This window comes from Oceanisphaera sp. IT1-181 (genome assembly GCF_033807535.1).
Lineage (GTDB): Bacteria > Pseudomonadota > Gammaproteobacteria > Enterobacterales > Aeromonadaceae > Oceanimonas.
This window is the reverse complement of the sequence record NZ_CP136856.1, coordinates 3,370,329-3,396,204: the sequence shown is the minus strand read 5'-3', so window position 1 is coordinate 3,396,204 and position 25,876 is coordinate 3,370,329. Positions and strand designations below refer to the sequence as shown.

The following is a 25,876-nucleotide window of genomic DNA, read 5'->3' as shown; positions in this document are numbered from 1 at the left end:
AATCTATGCCACATTGTCAAAGCTTATTATATAAAGCCAAACGTTGGTTTTATAAGACCAAACATTAGATATTAAGACCCAATATTTGTCATTACGCTGTTGAGTAGCTTGGATTAGCAAACCTAGTGGGAGCTAGCCTAATGCTATTTCTGCACCATATTGGTGCGTAGCGGATCTTCTCAGTGCACTGTGTTAGGCGCAGCCCATCATGGTGTATTCGACGTCACTTGGAAAGCGAGCTTAGAGTAATTTTCGATACTTCTAGGTAGATCAGCACTAGCCGAGTAAAATGACAGACCATTTTTTACCCACTTTCGGTATTTTGAGGCAGGAATGTTAGAAAATTTACGTAATATCGCAATCATAGCTCACGTTGACCATGGTAAGACTACTCTGGTAGACAAGCTGTTGCAGCAATCTGGAACCCTAGAGAGCCGCGGCGAAGCAGAAGACCGAGTCATGGACTCCAACGACATCGAGCGGGAACGCGGCATTACCATTCTTGCCAAGAACACCGCGATTCGTTGGACTTCTCCTACTGATGCTCAAGAATACCGCATCAACATAGTAGACACCCCAGGACACGCCGACTTCGGTGGTGAAGTGGAGCGCGTACTGTCTATGGTTGATTCCGTATTGTTGCTGGTTGACGCCCAAGAAGGCCCAATGCCACAAACGCGTTTTGTAACTCAAAAAGCGTTTGCTCAAGGCCTAAAGCCAATCGTTATCATCAACAAAGTTGATAAGCCAGGCGCTCGTCCTGACTGGGTATTGGACCAAATTTTCGACTTGTTCGATAACTTAGGTGCCACCGACGATCAGCTGGACTTCCAAGTCATTTATGCTTCTGGCATCAACGGTTGGGCTTCTTTAGATGTGGACGCGCCTGAGCCAGACATGACCACGCTGTTCCAAACTGTTGTTGACCAAGTACCGGTTCCTGATGCGAACCAAGACGGTACGCTGCAGATGCAGATCTCTCAGATCGATTACTCCTCTTATGTAGGCGTTATCGGCATTGGTCGTATCAAGCGCGGTACCGTTAGGCCTAACCAGCAGGTCACCATTATTGGTGCCGATGGCAAGACCCGTAACGGTAAAGTCGGCTTAGTGATGGGCTACTTAGGCCTGCAACGTACCGAAACCACTGAAGGTACTGCCGGTGACATCATCGCCATTACTGGTTTGGGCGAGCTGAAAATCTCTGACACCGTATGTGCTGTGGGCGCTGTTGAAGCCTTGCCGCCATTGTCTGTAGATGAGCCTACCGTAACCATGACCTTCCAGGTGAATAACTCACCGTTTGCTGGTAAAGACGGCAAGTATGTTACTTCACGTAACATCAAGGAGCGTTTGGACTCAGAGCTGGTACACAACGTAGCATTGCGCGTTGAGCAAGGTTCAGATCCAGATAAGTTCCGCGTATCTGGCCGTGGTGAGCTGCACTTGGGCATCTTGATCGAAAACATGCGTCGTGAAGGCTTCGAGCTGGCAGTATCTCGCCCAGAAGTAATCTTGAAAACAGAAAACGGCGTTAAGTTAGAACCTTTCGAGAACCTGACCGTAGATATCGAAGAAGGCAACCAAGGCTCCGTCATGGAGAAGTTGGGCGAGCGTAAAGCTGAACTGACCAACATGGTGCCAGATGGTAAGGGTCGCGTACGTATCGACTTTACTATCCCAGCACGTGGCTTGATCGGTTTCCAAACTGAATTTATGACCCTGACTTCAGGTTCTGGTTTGTTGAACCACAGCTTCGACCATTACGGCCCGCACAAAGGCGGTACCATTGGTGCTCGTACTAACGGCGTACTGATTTCTAACGGTATGGGCAAGGCTTCTGCCTACTCACTGTTTAACATTCAGGAACGTGGCCGTTTGTTTATCGACCACGCTACCGAAGTGTACGAAGGCATGGTAATCGGTATTCACAGCCGTGCTAACGACCTGACTGTTAACTGCATCAAAGGTAAGCAGCTGACCAACGTTCGTGCTTCTGGTACTGATGAAGCGCTGACCCTGGTTACGCCTATCAAGATGACCCTTGAGCAATCACTGGAATTCATCAGTGATGACGAGCTGGTTGAAGTAACGCCAAACCACTTACGTATTCGTAAGCGCGGTTTGACTGAAAACGAGCGTAAGCGCTCTGGTCGCGATTAATCTCGACTAATATCAGCTAAATAGAAGGGCGCCTAAGGGCGCCCTTTTTTATGCCCGAAGGGCAGCGGTACGCCATACGTTTAACGCCGTAAGTTAAAGACAAGCACCGCCCCTTGCAGCCTACCGGACTTGCGACCATATCTCGCACTTAGGTATTAGCATCAAAAACGAGATCCTGATGTGCATCAGGAAGACGGCTTAAATACAAAAATACCGCCCTATGCCGTCTTACCGAGCTCGCCTCGGTATCTCGCACTTAGGCACTAATATCAAAAACGAGATCCTGATTTTCATCAGGAAGACGGCATAAACACAAAACACGCCGGCCTTTGCTGTCTTTCAGTACTTTAAGACTAGTTTTGTGAAGTAGATTTGTCGGTAAATCATATCCGACTGGCACTCGTGATGGTTAATTTGCCACAATAAGAAACATTTACGGAAGCCTTGAGGACCTTATGCGTCAACTTATCGCGCACTTACTGCATCGGCTGCATTTCCTTCGCGATCACGGCCGAGAGTTTGGCTGTTTCATGTGGCGCCGAATTGAGGATGATCGACTCAAAGTCACGGCGGGATATTTGGCCTACATCACCTTATTGTCTTTGGTACCCATGCTTGCGGTGGTGTTTGCCATGATGTCGGCCTTTCCTATGTTTGAAGAGCTGCGAGCAACCATACAGCATTTTATTTTTACTAACTTCGTGCCGGCCGCCGGTGACGTAGTACAAGAAAAAATTCAAAGCTTCGTCGATAACGCCTCTAAAACCACCGCCATTGGCGTGGCAGCCTTGGCTTTTACCGCCATGCTGTTGATTTCGGCTATCGATCAAAACTTCAATTATATCTGGCGGGTTACCGATAAACGCCGCGCCTCCGTCGCCTTTGCTACTTATTGGATGATCCTCACATTAGGCCCTATCTTGGTGGGTGCTAGCCTAGTGCTGACCTCTTATATCACTACCATTCAAGTATTTAATGACGATGTATTAGGCTTAAGCTCATACTTGTTGTCTGTGTTGCCGTTTTTCTTATCGACCGGCATGTTTGTGGTGTTTTACATGGTGGTGCCCAATATTCGGGTGCGTTTCACTCACGCCATTTGTGGCGCTTTAGTGGCGGGTATCTTATTTGAAATTGCCAAGCGGGCCTTTGCTTTTTACATAGTGCAGTTCCCGTCTTACGAAGCGATTTATGGCACCTTAGCTACCATTCCTATTATTTTTGTGTGGGTCTATTTGAGCTGGATGGTGGCCTTGCTGGGCGCTGAAATTACCGCAGGCTTAGGCGAATTTGAGCGTTTGCTAGGCAAGCGCTTCGAGGATTTAAACCCAGAAGCCGCCGCGGCGGAGGAGGATTAATGCGCAGCTTATATCCGAGTATCACCCCTTATCAGCAGCATCAACTTAAAGTTTCTGATCGCCATACCCTTTATGTAGAAGAGAGCGGCAATCCGTTGGGTATTCCGGTGCTGTTAGTGCACGGCGGGCCAGGAGCGGGCACCAGTGGCGAGCACAGACGCTTTTTTGATCCTGAAAGCTATCGCATTATCTTGTTTGATCAGCGCGGCGCCGGTCAGTCACAACCTCACGCCGAATTAGCGGATAACCACACGCAAGCGCTAATCGCCGATATGGAGCAGATCCGTACTACCTTAGGCGTGGAGTCGTGGTTGGTATTTGGCGGCTCTTGGGGCGCGACCTTGGCGCTTTGTTATGCCATTGAGCATAGAGATCGAGTGCGGGGCTTAGTGCTGCGCGGGCTGTTTTTGGCGCGTGAGCAAGATCTTAACTGGCTGTATCAGCCGGAAGGCGGCGCGGCGCAAGTGTTTGCCGATTATTACCAAGACTTTCTGACTCCCCTTGACGGTGAGACGCGCCACTTACTCACTCATTATTATCGCTTGCTCACCAGCAGTAACGAACTGGCGCGGCTCAATGCAGCGCGGGCGTGGGCAATTTGGGAAGGGCGTATCTCAACGTTACAGCCGCGTATAGACGCAATAGAGCATTACGGCCAAGCCCACGATGCCTTGGCACTGGCCAGAATTGAGAGCCATTATTTTATCAATCATTGTTTCATTGAAGAAAATCACATCATTCGCCAAGTGGAGAAATTACGCGGCCTGCCCGCTGTGTTAATCCACGGGCGTTATGACATGATTTGTAAGCCTGCGGCGGCGCTAGAATTAGCCGAACATTGGCCTGAATTAAATCTGCAAATTGTACCCGGAGCCGGACATTCCGCTTTTGAACCGAGTATTATAGACGCCTTAGTAAAAGCCACAGATCAGATGGCAAGGGAGTTGGCGAAAGCATGATAGCGCTTATTCAGCGAGTGAGTTCGGCGTCAGTCACAGTTGAAAGTGAAGCTGTGGGCACTATTGGGCCAGGGCTATTAGTCTTGCTCGGCGTTGAGAAGGGTGACGACCAAGCCAAGGCCGATAAATTAGTGCGCAAAGTCTTGGCTTATCGGGTGTTTGCTGATGCCGACGATAAAATGAATTTAAATGTCAGCCAAGTGGGCGGCAGCTTGTTGGTAGTATCGCAATTCACCTTGGCCGCCGACACCAATACCGGCTTGCGACCTAGCTTTTCTAACGGTGCCAGCCATCAAGATGCTGAGCATTGGTATCAGTATTTTGTGCAGGCCGCTCGCGCACAAGGCATGACGACCGAAACTGGCCGTTTTGCGGCCGACATGCAAGTGAGCTTAGTCAACGATGGCCCTGTCACCTTTTGGCTACAGGTTTAATCTCTGATGCGTGTTAATTGCTAACGATTTTCCATCTCTAGCTTAAATTGAATCTTTGGCTAGGTTTCGCCTGTGTGACTGGTAGTTAAATCAACATTCATATTCGCACTCATATTTATATACATAGGAGCAGACCATGTATCGTGTGGTCACCCCGCAAACGGAAGCGGAACTCGAGGCGTATTATCAGCTGCGTTGGCAATTACTGCGCAAGCCCTGGCAACAGCCCAAAGGCTCAGAGCGCGATGAGTTTGATGAATATGCGCATCATCGCATGATGGTCGATTACCAAGGCAAACTAGTGGCTGTGGGTCGGCTGTATGTGAGTGGCGACGAAGCACAAATTCGTTTTATGGCGGTGGTATCCGATAATCGCGACCACGGCTTGGGCACGCGCATGGTGCAGGCGTTAGAGCAGGTAGCGCGCCAGCAAGGCGCACGGCGTTTAGTGATGAACGCCCGGGAAGAAGCCGTGTCTTTTTATAGCCGCTGCGGTTTTACCGTGGTTGGCGAAGGCCCCATTAGTTTTGGCAAAATCCCTCATCGACAGATGATCAAAGCCCTGACATCGATTCATCAAATTCGCCACTGCCCAGAATTGTGTGACGATTTACAGCGCGAGTGGCATAAGCGTATTCCGATCACCGAGAAAATGGGCATTAAGATTATCCAATATACCGGTACCCGCTTTAAGACCAAGGCCAATCTGACTGCGAATCTCAACCTACATGACTCCATGTTTGCCGGCAGTATTTACAGCCAATGCGTGCTCACTGGCTGGGGACTTATCTGGTTGCAAATGCAAGAATTTGGCTTAAGCGGCGACATAGTGCAGGGTAGTGGTGATATTAAATACTCCAAGCCGGTGTGGGATGAACCCACCGCCGAAGTAACTGGTCGACTGCGCGAGCAGCTGATCCCGCTACAAGCCGGCGAGAGAGTACGTATCGAGCTAAAGGTGACCTTGTATAGCGGCGACCAAGTGGCCGCCATCTTTAACGGCCGCTACGTGGTTTTGCCGCATTAGCGCCCGAAGGGCAGCGATACGTTTCACGCCTTACGCCGTACGTTAAAAAAATAACATGGCCCTTTGCTTTCATTATTAAGGGGGTAAAGCGGTGTTTTTTGTAGGCGAACACTTGTTCTCGCATTACACCATAGATGTAAATCATTTTGGCCACGACATCAGAACAGAGAAAGCCTTTTGTCATTGGCCTTTACGGACAGCGTACGGCGTAAAACGTACCGCTATCTTTACTCTTCTTCACCCATCTGCAACGCCCGTACACCTTCTAATATGCTCCCAGACAAACCGGATTTAGGGTAGGGCACGCCACCTTGATACCAAGGCTTACAAGGGCTAACGAGTTTGGGTTGATGAATCGTCAGCTTGGGCGCGCGCCAGCTTTCGCTCAGTTCAATGGCCAGCTCGCGACAGCCTTTATCATTAACTGCACCCACCTCCAGTTGCCAGCCGCCGGCTAAGTCGACCTCGCCGCGCAAGGCCAATAAATAGCGGACACTTTGTAGCGCGCTGCCATCAAGGCGCCAACGGCCGTTGTTAATGGGTCCTTTAAGTTCGAGTTGATAAATAAAACTGTCGCCTTGGTTTAAATCCAGCGCCGCCAGTTGCGCATCTACGCTTTTAACCTGGGCATAATCTTCACGCAGTCGTTGGCTGAGCCAATTATCTAGCCCCAATTTTTCGACGAACACCTCTTGGCCGCTCAGGGCCACTTGCCCCTGCCAAGTTTTTCTATTTTGTATCTCGCCTTTAAGCTCGGCATTAATCTCAACCTTGCCTGAAAAGTTACGATCTGCCTTTAGCCAACGGCTTACCGGGCGCAAGGCTAACTCTTGGCCTTTAAGCTCGGCGTCAATCGCGTAAGGCGGGTACAAACCCAGCTTGCCGCTCAACGTGACTTGGCCCTCTAGTGCATCACTGCTGAGTTCCGTTAGCCACAGATGGGTATCATCTAACTTGGCCTTCGCCTTGCCTTGGCGGGCAATTAAGCTGTTAAAGGCAATTTCATTCCAATTGGCTTCCGCTCGCGCTTGCTTACTTAAAGGTCGCCATTGGCCCGCCGACCAAGCGATATCATTAACAAACAGCTCGCCACCGGTTACAGAAAGCGGCAAGTTTGGGTCCAGCGATAATAGCTCACCATTACTGATGTCCAGCTTATGCAACCGCACTTCTGGTAGCGGCCATTTCATGTCTGCTTGCCACACAAACTTATTATTTTGCATCGCTAAAGAGTCAATATCGAGTCGGCCTTGTTCTGGGTGCCAGCGCAGCTCGCTGGTCACGCTGCCTTCATAGGCTTGACCATTAATATTGAGGCTCAGCTGCTTTTGACTGCTGAGTAACTCACCTTGGTGCTTATCAAGGCGCAGCCAATCCAGCACGGCTTCATCGGCCTGCCACTGGCCACTGGCATCGGGTAACTGGCCTGCCGCCCACTCAAAATAGCGCAGCTCACCACTGATATTATTACTGGTGAGGTAAGGGCTAGTGATGCTCACTTTTTCGAGCTGAGCTTTATTGATCTGTAAGCTCCAGCCGGAGGCAGGTTCTGGCAGTTGTTCAAACTGCAGTTGGTTATGACTAAATTGCGGGGAGTTTAAGGTCAGCTGTTGCTCGGGCCAGTTTACGACTACGTTGGACTCAAATATGCCATCAAATAAGCGGCTTTTTATTTCAGTTAATTGCAGCTGTTGTTGGCGTACTTGGCCATGAAAAGTCAGTTGCGCCATCTCTAGATTTGGCTGAGTAAGCTGGCGTGCTTGGCCGCTTATATTCACATCCGCACCCCACTGCCAATTGCCATCCAGCCTTGGCTGCCAATCATGCAGCGTAAGATCGGTACCTTTCGCCTGCCAACCTTGCCAGTCTAGGCTCAAGTTTTTGGTGGTGAACTCGGCGACGTGAATATTGGCCAAGTTATCTGGCAACTGCAGCGCTATGGCGTCATCCAGCAGCAGTTTGGCATCAATAAGGTCTAGGGTGGCAATGCGAGTTTGGCCGGACAGCGGCGAAAGCGTGGCCAGCTGCACATACACTTGGCGCGCATTAAACCAGTCGCCTAAGCGCACATCTTCAGCCAGCAAGGTATAAGGATGCAGCGGGTTAAAGGTGATATCACCTATGGATGCATCGAGGTCGGTGTGCTCGTTAAGCCAAGCCAGCACGGGCTGCTTAAGGCGATTAGCATCAAACAGCGTCAACAACAACCAACCGGCGAGCAGTAACACAAGCAAGGTAAGTAGCAGATATTTGGCCAGCTTTTTCATGCAGCATCCCTTTAGAAACCGAGACTTACATCATACCTAGCCAGCAGGCATGTGGGAAACAAAGCAATGCTATAAGCGTGTGCGCTAGAGTCCTAACTTCTTCGATGGCAGCAAGTTCTACAAATCGCCGTTATCGAGCAGCAGGCACAGTTGGTCAACGCGCATAATAGGTTTTCACCTGTGCAAAATTGAGTTTTGAGGTGCCAGGGTAACGGCAAAACGGCAATCTGTCAGCGCGCCAAGGAGATGGTGCGCTGATTCCTTAAACATAACTCCGTATTACCTGTAGTGACATACGGCCATTAAACATAATGGCCGTAACTATCGGTAGTTAGAATTTACGCTGAGATTGTTAAAGTCTGTGGAATGCATTAATCATTCTTTTTACGAGTGTGCGCTCTGCCCGACTGCTTTACCCATTCCAACAAATACGCCTCTTTGTTAGGTTTTTAACTCGTTCCGCCTACGGCGAAATGCGAGAGCAAGCGTTCGCCTACAAAACCCAAACCAGCCTGTATATTCGGTCTCTGTTTCACCTGTCACTTTTGCATGTGTCTAGTCTCGGCTCTTACCATCAAGATCCCTTTCAGATCTGATCTCTATTTTTCCCGTTGGTTCTGCGGATTCCGTTGCAGATCATCTTTAATCTCTTGGTTTAGTTTTGCTGCGCAAAACCAGCCGGCTAAAGCGGCTTCTACAAGGTCTTAATCTTAGCCTTTACCATCAAAATCCCTTTCAGATTTAATCTCTATTTTTCCGTGTTCTTCCGTGTATTCCGTGGCAAAAATAGCTCTTTGCTTTAGATTTTGTCTTTAGCTAGGCGCTGGGCGCCCGGCGCTGCAGTTAAACCTTCCCATAATGCTCGCGCTCGCCTAGCCAGCGGCGGATCAGCGGTGCTGTGGCTTCTGGATGCTTGTCCGCTAAATAACGGGCGATGCGTTGTACTTCGGGTAATAGATGTTGGTCGCGGATGAGGTCGGCAATCTTTAAGTCCGCAAGGCCAGTTTGTTTGGTGCCTAATAGCTCGCCGGGGCCGCGAATTTCTAAGTCTTTTTGGGCAATAATAAAGCCGTCGTTGGTGTCGCGTAATACACCTAAGCGCTGGCCGGCGGTTTTGGTAAGAGGCGCGTGATACAAGAGCACACAATGGGAGGCAACGGCACCGCGGCCGACGCGGCCGCGTAATTGGTGCAGTTGGGCTAAACCTAAGCGCTCGGGGTTTTCGATGATCATCAAAGAGGCATTAGGCACGTCTACGCCCACTTCTATTACCGTAGTCGCCACCAATAAATCTAAGTTACCGGCTTTAAAGTCCGCCATTACCGTTAGTTTTTCTGCGGGCTTCATGCTGCCATGCACTAGGCCTACTTTTAGCTGGGGTAACTGTGCGGTGAGCTCGGTGGCGGTGTCTTCTGCTGCTTGGCACTCCAGTACATCGGACTCTTCAATTAAGGTACACACCCAATAAGCTTGGCGGCCTTGCTCGCGGCAGACTTCTCGCACCCGTGCGACGATTTCTTCACGGCGGGTATCCGGCATGGCCACGGTTTTTACTGGAGTTCGGCCCGGCGGCAGTTCATCGATAATGGACGTATCCAAATCCGCATAGGCGGTCATGGCCAAAGTGCGCGGAATGGGGGTGGCGGTCATGATCAATTGGTGGGGGTAAAACTCCCCTTGGCTGCCTTTTTCACGCAGTGCCAAACGCTGATGCACACCAAAACGATGTTGTTCGTCGATAATCACTAATTCCAGTGCATTAAACTGCACTTCTTCCTGAAACAGTGCGTGGGTGCCGACTATCATGCCCACTTCGCCACTGGCCAGTCGCGCCAGTTGCTCGGCGCGCGCCTTGCCTTTTACCTTGCCTGCCAACCAACCCACTTGAATACCTAACGGTGCTAGCCAAGCGGCGAAGTTATTGGCGTGTTGTTCGGCTAATAATTCGGTAGGTGCCATTAACGCCACTTGGCCTTGATTGCCGATGACGTGCAGTGCGGCGAGTGCCGCCACCAGAGTTTTACCTGAGCCTACATCGCCTTGTACGAGGCGCATCATGGGCACCTGCTTAGCTAAGTCGGCGGCAATGTCTGCCACGACTCGCTGCTGGGCACCGGTGGGTGTAAAGGGCAGTTGCGCTAAAAAGTCATTAATGAGTTGTTGAGGATAATGTAAGCCGCGCGCCTGATGGGCTTGGCTTTGCTCGCGAACTTTAAGTACCGACAAATTATGGGCAAGCAGCTCTTCCATGATCAGCCGTTGCTGAGCAGGATGGCTGCCTTGCTCTAGGGTAAATAAATCCACGTCTGCCGGTGGGCGATGCAACAGCTGTAACGCCGTGTTTAAGCTCACTTGTTTGTCGTATAAGCCGCTGGGTAGCCATTCTTGTAATGGCGTTTGCGCAAGTAGCGCCAGCGCTTGGTCGGTGAGTTGGCGCAGGGTAATTTGGCGCAAGCCTTCGGTAGCACCATACACTGGCGTTAAGTTGGCTTCACCAGCGATTTGTTGGTCGCCTAACTGCAGGCTGTATTCCGGATGGATAATCTCAAGGCCATGCTGGCCGGGACGAATTTCGCCAAAGGCGCGAATTTTGGTGCCAGCGGTGAGGTTATTCATTTGGGCGGCGGCAAAATTAAAAAAGCGCAGCGTTAGACTGCCGCTGTCATCACGCATGCGGCATAACAGCATGCGTTTACGGCCATAGCTAATATTGCTGTCGACGATTTCACCGATCACCGACACATGCATGCCGGGCATTAAGTCGCCAATGGCATGCACGCGGGTGCGGTCTTCATAGCGCAGCGGCAGATGAAACAGCAAATCCTGCACCGTGCTCAAGTTGAGCCGTTGCAGTTTTTCTAACATCTTGTCGCCTACGCCCTTGAGCAGACTGAGAGACATCTTGTCCAGATTCATAACGGCCTCACCTGTAAATATGTACAGAGAATAGCAAAGGCTTGATTAAAAAGGGAGTAACAGCAGCGCCGAGCGCCTAGCTAGGGATTAAAGACTTTTTGCCACGGAATCCACGAAATCCACCGAAAAATTAAGATTAAGACGAAAAATGAATTTTTCTTGGATAAAAATAGGCCGCTTCGAGTCGCGGTATGCCGTAAGTTAAAAAATAGTGCGAGATCCTGACGTGCGTCAGGAAGACGGCATAAAGATAAGTACCAAGCTAAAGCTGATACTAGGGATTAAAGACTTTTTGCCACGGAAGAACACCCTCTTTGTTTACGAGCATCATGGAAAAATTAAGATGGGATAAGGTCGACAAGTAACAAGATCTTATGATTTGTAAGAGCTCTATCTTAGATGAGCTGGGGTGTTTGGCTCTTACTCCTAGAATCACTTTCAGATCTGATCACTATTTTTCCTTGTTTTGTCCGTGCCTTCCGTGGCAAATAGCTCAAGTCACTAAGATCCAAAGCGAGATCCTGATGGTCATCAGGAAGACAACAAAAACAACAAAACGCCGAACTCTGGGAATGCGGCGTTTTGTTTGGTGTTGAGCTGGGCGCCGGGCGCTGTGTTTAAAGCAGTCTCTTCAACAACACATTCGCACGGGTGCGTTGTACGCGTTTTAGCAGTCGTTGTACCGGTACTGGGTAATCGGCCATTTCCTCGATTTGTGAGAAATGCTCAATGCGCTTGCAGTGTTTGAGAATATTGTTTTTTTCTTCCTCAAAGCAGGGCTGCAACAACCGCTCGGGATCTTGTAATAACAGGCCATTTTCTAAATCTAGGCCCCAAGCGCGGGGGTTGAGGTTATTGCCGGTGATCATGGCCAAGTCGTCGTCTACAAACATGCCCTTAAGGTGATACGAGTTGCGCTCGTGGCTCCACAGCATGATGTTCAGCTTGCCTTGATAAATAGAGGTTTGGTGGGCACGAGCAAAGCGGCGCAGATTGGTTTCGTATAAATACGGCAGCCCGCCTATGGTGCGAAACGGCTCATCGGGAGAGATGTAAAAGTCGTTGGCAGTTTTATCACCAATCACCAAGGTCACGGTCACGCCTTTCTTTAATAAGGTGCGCACATCTTTGGCCAGCGGTTTAGGTAAGTTGAAATAAGGCGTACAAATGAACAGCTGTTGCTCGCTGCTGCGCAGTAGGGTGCGGATGGCGCGGTTGAGATGATTGCCTCTTTTACCCAAGCCCGCGAGCGGCGTGACCGACACTTGACCGGTTTGGCGAGGTTCGTCAGTAAACTGATACTGAGCACGCTTCATTTGCGGCTTAAATTGGCGGAGTACCGAGCGCAACTGGCGTGCCGAGGGAATATGCGCTTCAAGCAGTGAAGGTACCGCCGGATTATCCATAAACAGCCGCGTCATGTAATCAATCATGGTATCGGCCAGTGCCGCATCGTTGAGTTGATGATAACGGTCGAAGCGATAGCGCTCTTGCTGGTGCAGGTAAATGTCGTTGAGGCTGGCGCCAGAATAGAGCAGCGTATCGTCAAAGATAAATCCCTTGAGATGCAGCACACCCAGCACTTCGCGACCTTTAACCGGCACGCCGTAAATATTAATCGACTGCGAATAGCGGTCGGCAAATTCTTGGTACATCTTGTGGTTGCCACCTTGGCCTTTATGACCAATCAGGCCCCGTTGGGCGCGGTGAAAGTCCACAAATAAACAAATATCTAACGCCGGATTGGCTTGTTTGGCTTCATACAGCGCGGTCAAAATCTCTCGGCCGGCCGCATCATCTTGTAAATACAGGGCAACCAGATAAATACGCTGTTGCGCGGCTGCAATAAGTTCCAACAACCTTTGCTTAAAGCTTTGCGCCGAATACAAAACTTGTATTTGGTCTGCATCCACCGCCAAGCTAGGCAGGCGGTGCAGTAAGGAGCGGTAATGTTGAGCTAATGGCATAAGTAGATCCGGTTAATGAATTGTCGCTTAAGATCATACTCAAGCGACAATATACGCGGGCAGTTTAGCGAATTTTAGCAAACGGCGGCAAATGACAGCGTGCTCACTTTATAGGGCTCGCGTTGCCTGCTCCAGCCAAATCAGATCTGTCCCGCTTAATTGCGGGCTAATTTTAGCCCACACTTGGGCGTGATACTGATTAAGCCAATCAAGATGCTTAGGCTCAAGCCAAGCAGTATCCACTAAACGACGGTCGAAGGGCACAAAGGTCAGCGTTTCAAAGGCGAACATTGGAATATCCCCGCCTATGTTGGCTGGCTGCACCACTTGTAGATTTTCACAACGAATACCAAAGGCGTCTTCCCGATAATAACCGGGCTCGTTAGACACTATCATGCCGGTAGTCAGTGCGGTTTGGCTGCCTTTGGGTGAAATACGCTGCGGGCCTTCGTGCACGCTTAAGTAATGGCCCACCCCATGGCCGGTGCCGTGATCGAAGTTATAGCCTTCTTGCCACAAGGGTTGGCGTGCTAATACATCAAGCTGCTGACCACAAGTGCCGGCCGGAAAACGTGCGGCCGCTAAGTCCATATGGCCGCGCAGCACCAGTGTAAACAGCTTCTTCATTTCCGCATCTGGCTGGCCGACCGCCACGGTGCGGGTAATATCGGTGGTGCCATCCAGATACTGGCCGCCAGAGTCCACTAAGTAAATAGCATCTTGGCCTAAGCGGCGCGGCGTACCGTTATCATGACGATAATGACACATGGCGGCATTGGGGCCTAAGGCAGAGATAGTACTAAAGCTGGGCTCTACAAATTCATCGTTAGCGGCACGAAACTGCTCGAGCTTATCGGCCAAACTGCCTTCGTCTTCAAGCTCGGGGTTAGCTTGGCTAACGCGCGCATCCAACCAAGCCAAGAAACGGCACATGGCGGCACCATCACGCAGATGGGCGGCGCGACTGCCGTTGACTTCTACTGGGTTTTTGCAGGCTTTAGGCAGCATGCAAGGGTCATCAGCATAGGCTAACTCGGCGCCCGCTTCGCTTAAAGTAAGTGCGCTCCAAGCGTTAGCGGTGGTCGGATCAAGCTGCACCCGTGCGCTTTTATTGCCCAATGCTGTTAGCGCCGCTGTGAGTTCGGCTACCGGATGCAAGGTGACATCGGAGCCACTGTGGGCGCTTAAGTCTAAATCAGCAAACTTAGCGGGATCGGCAAATAATTGCACGCTGCCATTTTGATGCAACAAAGCAAAACTCAGCACCACCGGCAAGCAGTCGATATCGCGACCGCGGATATTCAGTAGCCAGTTAATGGGCTCGGCTTGGGTGAATAATTGCGCGTCTAGGTTCGCTGCTGCTAAATCTTGGGCGATACGGCTGCGCTTAGCTTCGCTGTGTTGGCCGCTGTAGTCTTGGCTAAGCAAGAGTGCCGGATTAACGCTGGGTTGCGGGCGGTCGTGCCACTGAGCATCAATTAAGTTTTCGCTTACTGGCACCAGCGATATGCCTTTCGCCGCCAGCTTAGGCTCGGCATTTTCATACCATTGCTGGCTGTGCAAATGCGAGTCAAAGCCCACGCTATCTCCGTTACGCAGTTGGCTGAGTAGCCAGTCGAGATAGGGCTCGCTAATAAGATGATGATAATTAAATAAGCTAGCGGGAGCTTGCTGGCGCACTTGCACTGTATAGCGCCCATCCACAAACAAGGCGGCCTGTTCGGCTAACAGCACGCAAGCACCGGCGGAGCCCGTAAAGCCGGTCAGCCACGCCAAACGCTCCGCGTAGGGCGGTATATATTCACCCAGATGTTCGTCATCGTGGGGCACAATAAAGGCCTGCAGATTTTGGGCGGCCATGGAGTGGCGAATCGCTGCGAGGCGCTGAACGTGTGGCATTAGGGCTCCTTAATGAGAATGCAGTAATGGCGGTGAGGCGCCTTGGCTAACCGTTAGTTAAGCATAAGGCGACGGTGAGCTATCGGCGGTCAGCTACAGACTATAGCAAAACCTAAATCACAGCGGTAAGGCTTGCGTCGCACCATAGGGCGATATTTTGTAGCCCGCCCGTCTCTTTAATAAAGAGGACTTCGGCGGTCCCGTCTCAGCGAGAATGTATTTTAAAACTATTCTGCTTCGCAGAACTTGCAGCTAAAGCGCACCTGATTACTTATGAACCTCAGCTATTATGCGCCCTGTTTCAGTTTGTTCTTTTGTAGCTGCCGGTCTGGCTCCAAGGTCAAATGGTCTGGGTTTTGTAGCAGCCAATTCATTCGGCTGGCCAGCTTTGCTGGCTGTTACTGAGGTTTAGATTTAAACCCAAACACCAAACCGGGCCGAATAAATTGGCCCCTACAAGGTCGAAATACCAAACTGAGCCTCATATTCTTCACCGAAGAGGCGGTACCTACCTGTAACCTATTGAATTCATTGGTGCTGAGTTTTCTGAAACATGGCTGAGCTTTGTGGGTAATCAGGAAAGCGCAAGACTACAAAGTACCTGATTACGTAAGAACCTCAGCCATAATGCACCCTGTTTCGCTTGTCACTTTTGCTTGGGTCTAATTTCGGCTCTTACCATCAAGATCTCTTTCAGATCTGATCTCTATTTTTCCGTGGATTCCGTGTTCTTCCGTTGCGAAAAATCTTTAATCTCTTCATGGTTTAGTTTTGACCTGCTGGATAAGCAGCGCGGCCACTATCATCATGAGGCCGACTAGAGTGGCGGGATAAATTTCTTCGCCCACTAAAAAACGTAACAGCAATAACGAGGCGAACGGCGAGATAAAAATTAAGTTCGAGATCCGCGCTGTGTGCTCTGCATGGCGCAGCGCCAGCAGCCAAAGCACGAAGGCGATGCCCATCTCGAACAAGCCAACATAAATCGCACCCAACCAACCTTGCCAAGCGGTTAACTGAAAATCCGACCACAAAGCGGTGGCGGCCACCACTAACGGCAAGGCCAGCAAGAAGCTCAAGGTGAGGCTGACTAATGCATCGCCTTGATGGCGGGTATTTAAAATCCAATAACCGGCCCACAGTAGCGTAGAAAATAACGCCAACGCCACCCCCAGCGGATCCTCAAAGTCGAGACTGAGTAAGTTACCTTTGGTGGCAATCACCATGGCGCCTAAATAGCCCAGCAGTATGGCTACCCAGTCTTGCTTGCGGATGGTTTGCCCTAAGAAGGGCACTGCCAGCAGGGTGAGGGTAATCGCCCAAGTGTAATTAAGTGTTTGTGCCTGTTGCGCTGGCAGCCGATCGTAGGCCTGAAACAACACCAGATAATAGAGGGTAGGGTTAATCAGCCCCAGCAAGAGGTAATAGCCCGGATGGGCTTTTAAGCTTTTGGCCAACAAGGGCAGCTTGCCTTGCCAAGCGACTATGCCCAGCAATAACAGCGACGAAGTCACGGTAGCCACCAGCAGTAACTGCGCCGGCGAAAAGTAGCCCAGCGAGAGCTTAAAGGCGGTAGCCACGGTAGACCAGCAGGCGACGGCACCTAGGCCGTAAAGGTAGGCTTTTTTTTGATTTTTCATGGCTGCTTGTTTGTGTCTGTCAGTTTGTATCTATCTGTTGGTATGTATCTGTTGCTATCAAGCGGCTATTCAAGCGTATCAAAAGGGCGTTGTTTTTCTTTCTCTAACACCAATTCTTCCAATACTTGTACTCGTTCGTGCAGCTGCAAGTTTTGTGCTTCTAACTGCGCAACGCGTTGTGCAATATCATGGTGGCTGCGGCCCTGGTTCACCATCAGCAAGACGGCGGCGATGGCTAACCCTAATAATATTATTCCCAGCATGTGGTTGCTCCTTGATTTACTTGTTAGATGCCAACGCTGAGCTCTGCGTTAGGTAAAATAATCGCTAATCTAAGATAACAGGGCAGCTTAGCATCTTGTGCTCGGCTTTTATAAGCCAATAAAAAAGGGCTGCAAACGCAGCCCTTTTGTCTATCGTCTTCTATTAAAAATTAGTGGCTATCCACCATTTTGGGTGCTTGGTTTTCATCAAACACCGGCAGCGGCTTGTGCTGTGAAGCCAAGAAGGTGTAAATCACCGGCAACACAAACAGCGTAAACAGCGTACCAATACTCAAGCCCGATACGATAACGATACCCATACCAAAGCGTGAGATAGCACCGGCGCCCACTGCAAATAGCAGCGGTACTAAGCCGGCAACCATTGCGGCTGTGGTCATCAAGATGGCGCGTAACCGAATGCGTGCCGCGATGCGAATGGCATCGTGACGGCTGGCGCCGGCGAGCTGTTCTTCTTTGGCCACTTCACACATCAAGATACCGTGCTTGGTGATAACACCGACCAAGGTTATTAGCCCCACCTGAGTATAAATATTCATGGTGGCGAGCCCCCACGCCAAGGCAATTAGGGCGCCAGAAATGGCCAGCGGTACCGATACCATGATCACCAGTGGGTCACGCACACTTTCAAACTGCGATGCCAACACCAAGAAGATGATAAACAAGGCCAGTAAGAAGGTCATGTACAGCGCGCTACCTTCGGTAACAAACTGACGAGCGCCACCTAAGTAGTCGTGGCTGTAGCCTTTAGGCAGATTGGCCGACACTTCTTGCTCTAAGAAGTTAATGGCATCACCCATGGAGACACCCGGCGTAAGTACGCCACCTATGGTTGCCGAGTTCAGCTGGTTATAGTGCGGCAAAGAACGAGGCTGTGCTTCCATGGTGATCGACACTAAGTTTGACAGCGGCATCATGTCGCCATTTTGCGCGCGCACATAGTAATCATTGATTGAGTCCGGATTAAGGCGATCTTTACGATACACCTGTGGGATCACCTCATAGCTGCGACCATCTAAGTCCACGCGGTTTACGTAGCCATCACTCATCATGGTCGACAGCGTAATGGCGATGTCTTGCATGGTGATGCCATAAGCACCGGCCTTATCTCGGTTCACCTTGATTTTCATGGTGCCCGAGTCAAAGGCCAAGTCCAGCTCGCTATAGACGAACAGCGGGCTTTTGCTGATTTTTTGCAGCACATCCGCCGCCACTTCATACAGGCTTTCAAACGAGTTAGGCGTGGTCAGCACATATTGCACCGGCAAGCCGCTAGAGGCACCCGGTAATTCAGGAAACTCAAAGGCACTGATCGCTACCGCAGGAATGGCTTGCAGCCCCGGAGTCAGTCGGTCGATAACGGCTTTTTGGCCGTCACGCTGGCTCCATGGCTTAAGTACCGCCACCGCCAAACCTTGGTTAGCGTTCGGTACACCGGCGATGGTCAAAGAGGTGGCTAGGCCATCTTCTTTATTGAGCACATCCACTGCCTTAAGCATATTGTTTTCGATGTAATCCAGGTTGGCCGAGTTAGGCGCTTTGGCCATCATCAAGAAGGCGCCTTTATCTTCACTTGGCGCCAGCTCACTGGGGATAAAGCTAAACAACACCGGCATAGAGGCGAATACTAACACGGCAAAGGCAATCACCACCGCACGCTTCGCCAACACCGCATCTAACATGCGGGAATAGTTGTGGGTCAGCTTATCGAGGGTGGTTTCTACACCACGCTCAAAACGGTTGGGGTTGGTGTGTGGCTTTAATAACTTAGAGCACATCATAGGAGACAGCGTTAACGCCACTATCCCTGAGATAAATACCGCTCCCGCCAGTGTTAACGCAAACTCTTTAAAGAGTGAGCCAGTAACACCGTCCATCAAGGCGATGGGCGCATACACGGCCGCCAAGGTGATGGTCATGGTAATAACCGGCACGGCTATCTCACGGGTACCAATAATGGCGGCCCGATAGGGTTCTTCGCCAGCCTTAATATGCCGATCGACGTTTTCGACCACTACGATGGCGTCATCCACCACCAAGCCGATGGCCAGTACCATGGCCAGCAGTGTCATCAGGTTGATACTAAAGCCAAACGCGCTCATCAAGATCGCCACGCCAATCAGTGATAACGGAATGGTGATGATCGGAATAAGCACCGCACGAAACGAGCCTAAGAACAGGGTAATCACGATAACAACGATTAATGACGCTTCCAGTATGGTTTTAATAACCTCACTGATTGACTCATTAATGGCTTCGGTGGCGTCGTACAAAAGCTTCATTTTGATGGTGTCAGGCATGTTGCTTTCAAGCTCAGGCAACATGTTACGCACGTTTTCTGCCACGCTCAGCGGGTTAGCTGAAGGCGTAGGGTCAACACCGATAACGACTGCAGATTGACCGTCTGCCAGCGCGCGTACTACGTCATGACTTCTTTCCAGTGACACCTGAGCAATATCGCGCAGGCGCACCACCGCATCATCGCGGGTGGCGACCACCAAGGATTCTAGCTGTTCGGGGTTTTCTATTTGGGTGTTGATATCACTGTTGTAAACCATGAAGTAGCCAGTGACCTGACCGGCCGCTGCTTGGTAGTTGTTCGCTTGTAATACCGACAATACTTCCGGCGCGGTGAGCTTGTGCGCCGCCATGCGCAGCGGATCTAACCAAATACGCAGTGCAAATTTAGCACCACCAAATAGGTTGATCTTGGCCACCCCATCTACCGAGTAAAACTGCGGCCGTATTACGCGCTCTAAATAGTCGTTGATCTGAGGGGCACTCAGCTCGTCACTACTAAAGGCGATATACATGATGGAAGTAGAAGCACCGGTAGTCATTTCCAGGCTGGGATCTTCTGCCTCGCGCGGCAGCTGGGATCGTACCGAGTTCACCCTGGCTAAAATATCCGCGAGGGCTGCATTAGAGTCGGTGTTCAGCTTCATTTGCACGGTAATGCTTGAGCTGCCGTTACGACTGCTCGAACTCATAAAGTCGATATTATCGGCCTGAGCAATGGCTTGCTCTAGCGGCTGAGTAATAAAGCCCTGAATCAGATCGGAGCTGGCACCGAAGTAACCGGTACTCACGGTGATCACGGTATTGGTCATTTCTGGGTATTCACGCACCTGCATTTTTTGCAGCGCTTGCAACCCGAGCAGCACGATAAGCAAGCTTATCGATATCGCCAGCACCGGTCGTTTAATAAAAATATCAGTAAAACGCATCAGATTCTCCGCTTACAGCTGGGGCGCTGACGCTGGGGTGTCCAGCGCATCGTTTTCTACTGGCTTCACATGACTGCCGTTAGACAAACGCACCTGACCCGAGGTCACGATCACTTCGCCAGCTTTCAGGCCTTTAACCACGCGGGCATAATCATCCTCACGCTCGGCCACTTCGACTACTCGTTGTTTTGCCACCAGCACCGGCTCGGCGTCTTTCTTAGCGTCTTTGCCTGCTTCTGGCTGCTGCTCTTCAACTACATACACAGTTTGGCCGTAGAGGGTGAAGTTAATGGCTTGCTGGGGCACCAAAATCTGCGCGGTTTGAGCGGGCAGCTGTACATCTAATTTGGCAAACATGCCTGAACGCAACTTACCATCTTGGTTAGGAATACTGGCTTGCACCTGCACCACACCGGATTCTGGATTAACTTGCGGCTCAATGGCGGTGATCTCACCTTCAAATGGTGTGGTTGGGTAGGCATCGACAAAAATATTCAACGACTGACCCACGGCAATATCGGCGATACGGGTTTGCGGAATGGTAAAGCGAATGCGGAACTGGCTGCTGTCTTCTAAACGTGCGATATCGGAACCTGCATTCAGATACTGACCTAGATAAGCATTACGAATACCCATAACGCCATCGAAGGGGGCGCGTATGGTACGACGAGCAATGATCGCTTTCAGCGAGTCTACTTGGCCGATTAGCTCTTGATAATTAGCTTGAGCATCATCTAACTGGCCTTGAGAAACCGAGCCACGGGCAAGCAGCTGGCGGGTTCGCTTCAAGTTGGCCTGTACCGAGGGCACGCGGCCTTGAGTACTGCGCAGGTTGGCTTTTTCTACGTCGGCATCCAATTCGAGCAAAATATCACCGGCTTTAACTTTTTGGCCGGACTCAAAATGAATGGCGCGCACGATACCCGTCGCTTCGTTGCTGATATTGATGCCTTGGATCGGCTCAATAAAACCGATGGCAGCAATACGCGGCGTCCAATCTTTGGGGGTAATTTCAGTGGTGGTCACCGGAAAGCTAGGCACCGGCATATTGGCGAAGTATTCGCCCATCATCTTTTGTTTAAATAAGTTAAAGCCGATGACGCTGCCGAAAATAAGCACTACCAGCAACAACATGGACAATGTCCATTTTTTCATTAGTCTACTCCCGCAACTTTTATAAGATATTAACGTTTAAGAATGGCGTTCCAGCTCGCATCAAGCAGCTGTTCATATATATCATCATTGAGCTCAATACAGCCTTTGGTGCACTTTTGGATCAGTAACATAAGATTTTCAAGAGCTAAAAAGCCGAGTAACTCAGCGGGCAAATCGCGAAACAGCCCTTTGACTCGACCACACTCGAAAAACTCATGGACTGGCTTAAAGTAGCGTTCATCCATTTGCCTTTCTTCTTCTCGGTTAAACAACGGAGAAGCTTCATACTGCACCCGATAACACAGGCTATCGGGGCTCGCTTGCAGATAGTGCATGGTGTTGAGCCAGAGCTGGCGAAACTGAGCGTAACTGGGCTCTTCGGCATCGACATTTTGCAGTATAGCGGTTGCCGCATCACGTAATCGTTCTTCGTGTACACAGCGTAATAAGGTTTCTTTATCAGAAAAATAGCGATAGATAGTACCGGTCGCAACATTGGCGCGTTTCGCCACTTGTTGCATCGAAATACCGTGAAAGCCGCGTTGGGCAATCAAAGCCTCCGCTGAGCTTAAAATACGTTCGCGTTTATCGGGCATTATGATCACCGCTTGCAGTATAAAAAGTGCATGAATGAACGTTCATTCATTTTGGGAGATTTTAGGTCTTTTCTTTGGTAAGTCAATCGCTCAACGCAGTGCAGATGCGTCGCATATTCGCGGCCTAGCAGAGAAAAGCAGCAGCTTGGCCACAAAATCACCACCTAAGGCTTTATTATGAAATAGTGCTGGACAAGAAGAGGGCGGAGTCTTAATATCTGCGTCGTCCGAATGTGAGCGCCCGTAGCTCAGCTGGATAGAGCGCTGCCCTCCGGAGGCAGAGGTCACAGGTTCAAATCCTGTCGGGCGCGCCATCTAGTACATGAAGACAATCTAGTATCAGAATAAAAAGCTTGGTAGACTAAGCCGAAGCAAAAAGAAAGTTAGTCAGGTTTAATGGTGATTGTAGCTCAGTTGGTAGAGTCCCGGATTGTGATTCCGGTTGTCGCGGGTTCGAGCCCCGTCAGTCACCCCAGTTTCAGGTTACGGCCTGGAAGTAGTAAAGAAATGTGCGAGGGTGGCGGAATTGGTAGACGCGCTAGCTTCAGGTGTTAGTGCCTTCGGGTGTGGGGGTTCAAGTCCCCCCCTTCGCACCACTACTTCAATAAGTTGTAATTGTACTCTAACGGAGTACAATGCAGAGCGGTAAAAAGTAAGGCTTAGACCTTAAGAGTAAAGAAGAAATTTCGGCGTTTAGCGCAGCTTGGTAGCGCATCTGGTTTGGGACCAGAGGGTCGCAGGTTCGAATCCTGCAACGCCGACCAATTAAAAGTCAGACGTGAGCAATAAGCACGGTTGATTTAAAGTTTAGTAGCACAGTTTTACGGCGTTTAGCGCAGCTTGGTAGCGCATCTGGTTTGGGACCAGAGGGTCGCAGGTTCGAATCCTGCAACGCCGACCAATTAAGAAGCCAGCTCAAGTAGCTGGTTTTTTTTCGTCTGCGTTTTGGCACTCAAAACGCCGAGCCGTCTTTTGTAGCCGCCAATTTATTCGGCGGTCCTGCGCAGCAGGATAGTTTTTCTTAGGTTCGAATCCTGCAACGCCGACCAATTAAGAAGCCAGCTCAAGTAGCTGGTTTTTTTTCGTCTGCGATTTACTAAAATTACAGACATACACGAAAGCACAGCTTGGTTGTGCATCTCCTCACCATCTTTTGTAGCCGCCAATTTATTCGGCGGTCCTGCGAAGCAGGATAGTTTTAAGGTATTTTGCTCTGCTTTCTAGTGTCGCGGCCAAAGAGTTGCCCCTGCGGCACAATGTGAGAACCAGCGGTCGATGGTTTTAAATATCGATCAAAACCGCGCCGAATAAATTGGCGCCTACAAAAGAGATATCTGGCTTTAACCCGCTTTCTTCCTCACGCCTCACCGTCCTTTAAACACAAACAGGACTTCGCGGCTAAATAGCCATACAATGGCCATAAGTCTCTGTAGATCATGGCAATATCATGACCGAAGAAGTAATGCCTAAAAAAACAAAAGCCAGCAAGCCGACTAGCGCTACTCAAGTGCAGTCGCTTTCGCGTGCCTTATTGCTACTTGAGTGCTTGGCCGCCTCTGATATGGGAATGTCACTCACCGAAGTCGCCAATAGCCTAGGGCTAGCACCTTCCACGACGCACCGCTTACTGAACAGCTTGCGCAGCCACGACTTTGTAGATGTGGATGACACCCAAGGCTTGTGGAGCATCGGCGTAAAAGCCTTTGCGGTAGGTAACGCCTATCTGAAAAAGCGTGATGTAATTGCCCAGTCGCGGCCCTTTATGAAGCGTTTAGTGGCCGACACCGGCGAAACCTCTAACCTCGCTATTTTAGAGCAAGGCAGAGTCGTCTATGTGGGGCAGGTGGAGTCACCGCAAACCATGCGCATGGTGGTGTCATTAGGTAGCAGTTCACCGTTGCATGCTTCTGGGGTGGGTAAGGCATTGTTATCTGTGGTGCCAATTAAAGATGCCATGGCGTTAATCAAGCAGACCAACATGGTGGCTTTTACCGAGCACACCATCACCAGTGCCGAACAGTTCGCCACCGAGTTGCAGTATATTAAGCAACAAGGCTATTCATTAGACGACGAAGAGCAGTTTGAGGGTTTGCGCTGTATTGCCGCCAATATTTATAACGAATACGGCGAAGCAGTCGCGGCAATCTCAATTTCTGGCCCCGCCGTACGAGTAAAGCGCGAGCGCTTAGTGCACTTAAGTCAGCTGGTAGTAGATGCCGCCCAAGAAGTGACCGAGGCCATTGGTGGTAAAACACCGAAAGGGAAGCGGTAAGCTTGCAGCTGAGAGCGGGAAGAAAAACCTCAAGCCGTAGAAGCGTCTTATTCTTACCTGATTACGTATGAACCTTAGCCATAATGCACCCTGTTTAGGTTTGTTCTTTGTAGCTGCCCAATTTATTCGGCAGGCCAGCTCTGCTGGCTGTTACTGAGGTTTAGATTTAAACCAAAACACCAAACTGGGCCTTATATTCTTTACCGAAGAGGCGGCACCTCTTTGTAACCTATTGAATTCATTGGTGCTGAGTTCACTGAAACATGGCTGAGCTTTGTGGGTAATCAGGTATTCTTATAAGGGTATTCGACCGCTGCGAGACGTTTTGCTGCGCAAAACCGGCCAGATAAATCGGCCTCTACAAAGCCAATAAAAAAGGCCAGCCCCTAGGGGCTGGCCTTTTTGCTGTTCGCTTATTACGCTAAAAGCCTAGGCTTAGAAGCTCAGTGGGCGATCGCCGTGTTCGTCTTTAATGCGCGTGGGCATGCCCATGTCATTAAGTAGGTTAATGAACGGGCGGTGCGGCAGCTCTTCAACGTTGACCATGCGCGATACATCCCATTCGCCGGTAGCGATTAAGATGGCGGCAGCCACCGGTGGTACGCCGGCGGTATAAGAAATACCTTGGCTGCCCACTTCTTGATAGGCGGCTTCGTGGTCGCTGATGTTATAGATGAATATTTCTTTGTCTTTACCGTCTTTCTGACCTTTTACCAAGTCACCAATACAGGTTTTACCCGTGTAGTTAGGCGCCAAGGAAGCTGGATCTGGCAAGATGGCTTTCACCACCTTGAGCGGCACTACTTCTAGGCCTTCGGCAGTGGTAACCGGTTGCTCAGATAATAAACCTAGGCTGTTGAGCACGTTAAACACATTTATATAGTGCTCGCCAAAGCCCATCCAAAAACGCACATTTGGTACGTCTAGGTGGTGAGACAAAGAATGAATTTCGTCGTGGCCAGTCATATAGCTGGTTTGCATGCCGACTACGGGTAAGTCGTCGGTGCGCTTCACTTCGAACATCTTGTTCTTTACCCAAGCATTATTCTGCCAAGTCCAGACACGACCGGTAAATTCACGAAAGTTAATTTCTGGATCAAAGTTGGTGGCAAAATAATGGCCGTGGTGGCCAGCGTTAATATCGATAATATCGATAGATTCAACGCGGTCGAAGTAGTCTTCTTTTACTGCGGCGGCGGCATAGGTGTTCACCATGCCTGGGTCAAAACCCACACCCAGAATGGCAGTTATGCCGTTATCGGCACACAGCTGCTTGCGTTTCCACTCATAGTTGGCGTACCAAGGTGGGTTTTCGCAGATTTTATCGGGATCTTCGTGAATAGCCGTATCCATATAAGCAGCACCGGTTTCGATGCATGCCTGTAGGACCGACATATTAATGAAAGGCGAACCGACATTGATCACCATTTGCGACTGTGTTTTGCTAATTAACGCCTTGGTTGCTTCAATATCCAATGCATCCAATGCGTGAGCTTGCAAGTCGCCGGCAGTTTTTAAGCTGCCCTTTTCCTGTACGCTGTCGACAATTTGTTGACACTTCTCGACCGTGCGTGAGGCGATGTGGATGTTACCCAGAACATCATTATATTGCGCACATTTATGAGCAACAACTTGGGCGACACCACCGGCACCAATAATCAGAACGTTTCTTTTCATTTTTTTCCTCTAACCGCCTCCTTAAAAGGCTCTGTTAT

At 50.2% G+C, this 25,876-nt stretch carries 17 protein-coding genes and 5 tRNA genes; 12 read left to right on the top strand and 10 right to left on the bottom strand.

Annotated features, from left to right (window positions below; all coding sequences use genetic code 11):
* Positions 1–333 precede the first annotated feature (333 nt).
* From typA to R0134_RS15080, 5 genes are all read left to right on the top strand, one after another.
* Positions 334–2,163: a translational GTPase TypA gene (gene typA, locus R0134_RS15100; protein WP_319782767.1), complete on the top strand. Its 1,830-nt coding sequence runs from the start codon at positions 334–336 to the stop codon at positions 2,161–2,163.
* Positions 2,164–2,618: 455 nt separating this feature from the next.
* Positions 2,619–3,521, top strand: a complete 903-nt coding sequence (locus R0134_RS15095) for a virulence factor BrkB family protein (RefSeq protein ID WP_319782766.1) — start codon at positions 2,619–2,621, stop codon at positions 3,519–3,521.
* Positions 3,521–4,480: a prolyl aminopeptidase gene (pip, locus tag R0134_RS15090; RefSeq protein WP_319782765.1), complete on the top strand. Its 960-nt coding sequence runs from the start codon at positions 3,521–3,523 to the stop codon at positions 4,478–4,480. Before R0134_RS15095 ends, pip begins: the two co-directional genes overlap by 1 nt.
* Positions 4,477–4,914, top strand: coding sequence for a D-aminoacyl-tRNA deacylase (gene dtd / locus R0134_RS15085; RefSeq protein ID WP_319782764.1), 438 nt, complete (start codon positions 4,477–4,479; stop codon positions 4,912–4,914). The genes pip and dtd overlap by 4 nt, the downstream gene beginning before the upstream one ends.
* A gap of 136 nt (positions 4,915–5,050) precedes the next feature.
* Positions 5,051–5,941, top strand: a complete 891-nt coding sequence (locus tag R0134_RS15080; protein WP_319782763.1) for a bifunctional GNAT family N-acetyltransferase/hotdog fold thioesterase — start codon at positions 5,051–5,053, stop codon at positions 5,939–5,941.
* Positions 5,942–6,168: 227 nt separating this feature from the next.
* Here R0134_RS15080 and R0134_RS15075 read toward each other — a convergent pair whose 3' ends face one another.
* From R0134_RS15075 to R0134_RS15035, 9 genes are all read right to left on the bottom strand, one after another.
* The gene (locus R0134_RS15075) at positions 6,169–8,208 is read right to left on the bottom strand and encodes an AsmA-like C-terminal region-containing protein (protein ID WP_319782762.1); all 2,040 of its coding nucleotides are present in this window, start codon (positions 8,206–8,208) and stop codon (positions 6,169–6,171) included.
* A gap of 843 nt (positions 8,209–9,051) precedes the next feature.
* Positions 9,052–11,124, bottom strand: coding sequence for an ATP-dependent DNA helicase RecG (gene recG / locus R0134_RS15070; protein WP_319782761.1), 2,073 nt, complete (start codon positions 11,122–11,124; stop codon positions 9,052–9,054).
* A gap of 617 nt (positions 11,125–11,741) precedes the next feature.
* Positions 11,742–13,091, bottom strand: coding sequence for a CDP-diacylglycerol--serine O-phosphatidyltransferase (pssA, locus tag R0134_RS15065; RefSeq protein ID WP_319782760.1), 1,350 nt, complete (start codon positions 13,089–13,091; stop codon positions 11,742–11,744).
* Positions 13,092–13,199: 108 nt separating this feature from the next.
* Positions 13,200–14,990 (bottom strand): aminopeptidase P family protein, encoded by a 1,791-nt coding sequence (locus R0134_RS15060; RefSeq protein ID WP_319782759.1) that lies wholly within the window; start codon positions 14,988–14,990, stop codon positions 13,200–13,202.
* 758 nt (positions 14,991–15,748) lie between these two features.
* Entirely contained in the window at positions 15,749–16,630 is an 882-nt protein-coding gene (locus R0134_RS15055; protein ID WP_319782758.1) for a DMT family transporter, read from the bottom strand.
* Between the two features lie 65 nt (positions 16,631–16,695).
* Positions 16,696–16,893 (bottom strand): hypothetical protein, encoded by a 198-nt coding sequence (locus R0134_RS15050; protein WP_319782757.1) that lies wholly within the window; start codon positions 16,891–16,893, stop codon positions 16,696–16,698.
* Positions 16,894–17,063: 170 nt separating this feature from the next.
* On the bottom strand, positions 17,064–20,138 hold the full coding sequence (locus tag R0134_RS15045; protein WP_319782756.1) for a multidrug efflux RND transporter permease subunit: 3,075 nt from the start codon (positions 20,136–20,138) through the stop codon (positions 17,064–17,066).
* 12 nt (positions 20,139–20,150) lie between these two features.
* Complete coding sequence (locus tag R0134_RS15040; protein ID WP_319782755.1) at positions 20,151–21,293, bottom strand: efflux RND transporter periplasmic adaptor subunit; 1,143 nt, start codon at positions 21,291–21,293, stop codon at positions 20,151–20,153.
* Positions 21,294–21,322: 29 nt separating this feature from the next.
* Complete coding sequence (locus R0134_RS15035) at positions 21,323–21,889, bottom strand: TetR/AcrR family transcriptional regulator (RefSeq protein WP_319782754.1); 567 nt, start codon at positions 21,887–21,889, stop codon at positions 21,323–21,325.
* Between the two features lie 34 nt (positions 21,890–21,923).
* On the opposite strand from R0134_RS15035, the gene R0134_RS15030 reads away from it, so the two are divergent.
* The 7 genes from R0134_RS15030 to R0134_RS15000 all read left to right on the top strand — a co-directional run bounded on the left by R0134_RS15030 (position 21,924) and on the right by R0134_RS15000 (position 24,161).
* Entirely contained in the window at positions 21,924–22,070 is a 147-nt protein-coding gene (locus R0134_RS15030; protein WP_319782753.1) for a hypothetical protein, read from the top strand.
* A 56-nt stretch (positions 22,071–22,126) separates the two neighbouring features.
* A tRNA-Arg gene (locus R0134_RS15025) sits at positions 22,127–22,203 on the top strand.
* Positions 22,204–22,288: 85 nt separating this feature from the next.
* A tRNA-His gene (locus R0134_RS15020) sits at positions 22,289–22,364 on the top strand.
* Positions 22,365–22,400: 36 nt separating this feature from the next.
* Positions 22,401–22,485 (top strand) — tRNA-Leu (locus R0134_RS15015).
* 91 nt (positions 22,486–22,576) lie between these two features.
* Positions 22,577–22,653, top strand: a tRNA-Pro gene (locus tag R0134_RS15010).
* Positions 22,654–22,713: 60 nt separating this feature from the next.
* Positions 22,714–22,790, top strand: a tRNA-Pro gene (locus R0134_RS15005).
* 546 nt (positions 22,791–23,336) lie between these two features.
* Entirely contained in the window at positions 23,337–24,161 is an 825-nt protein-coding gene (locus tag R0134_RS15000) for an IclR family transcriptional regulator (RefSeq protein WP_319782752.1), read from the top strand.
* A gap of 435 nt (positions 24,162–24,596) precedes the next feature.
* Here R0134_RS15000 and R0134_RS14995 read toward each other — a convergent pair whose 3' ends face one another.
* Positions 24,597–25,838: a saccharopine dehydrogenase family protein gene (locus tag R0134_RS14995; protein ID WP_319782751.1), complete on the bottom strand. Its 1,242-nt coding sequence runs from the start codon at positions 25,836–25,838 to the stop codon at positions 24,597–24,599.
* Positions 25,839–25,876 lie beyond the last annotated feature (38 nt).

Bases quoted from the DNA above. Each gene is read 5' to 3' on its own strand.
- typA (WP_319782767.1), top strand. From the start codon at position 334: ATGTTAGAAAATTTACGTAATATCGCAATCATAGCTCACGTTGACCAT.
- R0134_RS15095 (WP_319782766.1), top strand. From the start codon at position 2,619: ATGCGTCAACTTATCGCGCACTTACTGCATCGGCTGCATTTCCTTCGC.
- pip (WP_319782765.1), top strand. From the start codon at position 3,521: ATGCGCAGCTTATATCCGAGTATCACCCCTTATCAGCAGCATCAACTT.
- dtd (WP_319782764.1), top strand. From the start codon at position 4,477: ATGATAGCGCTTATTCAGCGAGTGAGTTCGGCGTCAGTCACAGTTGAA.
- R0134_RS15080 (WP_319782763.1), top strand. From the start codon at position 5,051: ATGTATCGTGTGGTCACCCCGCAAACGGAAGCGGAACTCGAGGCGTAT.
- R0134_RS15075 (WP_319782762.1), bottom strand. From the start codon at position 8,208: ATGAAAAAGCTGGCCAAATATCTGCTACTTACCTTGCTTGTGTTACTG.
- recG (WP_319782761.1), bottom strand. From the start codon at position 11,124: ATGAATCTGGACAAGATGTCTCTCAGTCTGCTCAAGGGCGTAGGCGAC.
- pssA (WP_319782760.1), bottom strand. From the start codon at position 13,091: ATGCCATTAGCTCAACATTACCGCTCCTTACTGCACCGCCTGCCTAGC.
- R0134_RS15060 (WP_319782759.1), bottom strand. From the start codon at position 14,990: ATGCCACACGTTCAGCGCCTCGCAGCGATTCGCCACTCCATGGCCGCC.
- R0134_RS15055 (WP_319782758.1), bottom strand. From the start codon at position 16,630: ATGAAAAATCAAAAAAAAGCCTACCTTTACGGCCTAGGTGCCGTCGCC.
- R0134_RS15050 (WP_319782757.1), bottom strand. From the start codon at position 16,893: ATGCTGGGAATAATATTATTAGGGTTAGCCATCGCCGCCGTCTTGCTG.
- R0134_RS15045 (WP_319782756.1), bottom strand. From the start codon at position 20,138: ATGCGTTTTACTGATATTTTTATTAAACGACCGGTGCTGGCGATATCG.
- R0134_RS15040 (WP_319782755.1), bottom strand. From the start codon at position 21,293: ATGAAAAAATGGACATTGTCCATGTTGTTGCTGGTAGTGCTTATTTTC.
- R0134_RS15035 (WP_319782754.1), bottom strand. From the start codon at position 21,889: ATGCCCGATAAACGCGAACGTATTTTAAGCTCAGCGGAGGCTTTGATT.
- R0134_RS15030 (WP_319782753.1), top strand. From the start codon at position 21,924: ATGAACGTTCATTCATTTTGGGAGATTTTAGGTCTTTTCTTTGGTAAG.
- R0134_RS15000 (WP_319782752.1), top strand. From the start codon at position 23,337: ATGACCGAAGAAGTAATGCCTAAAAAAACAAAAGCCAGCAAGCCGACT.
- R0134_RS14995 (WP_319782751.1), bottom strand. From the start codon at position 25,838: ATGAAAAGAAACGTTCTGATTATTGGTGCCGGTGGTGTCGCCCAAGTT.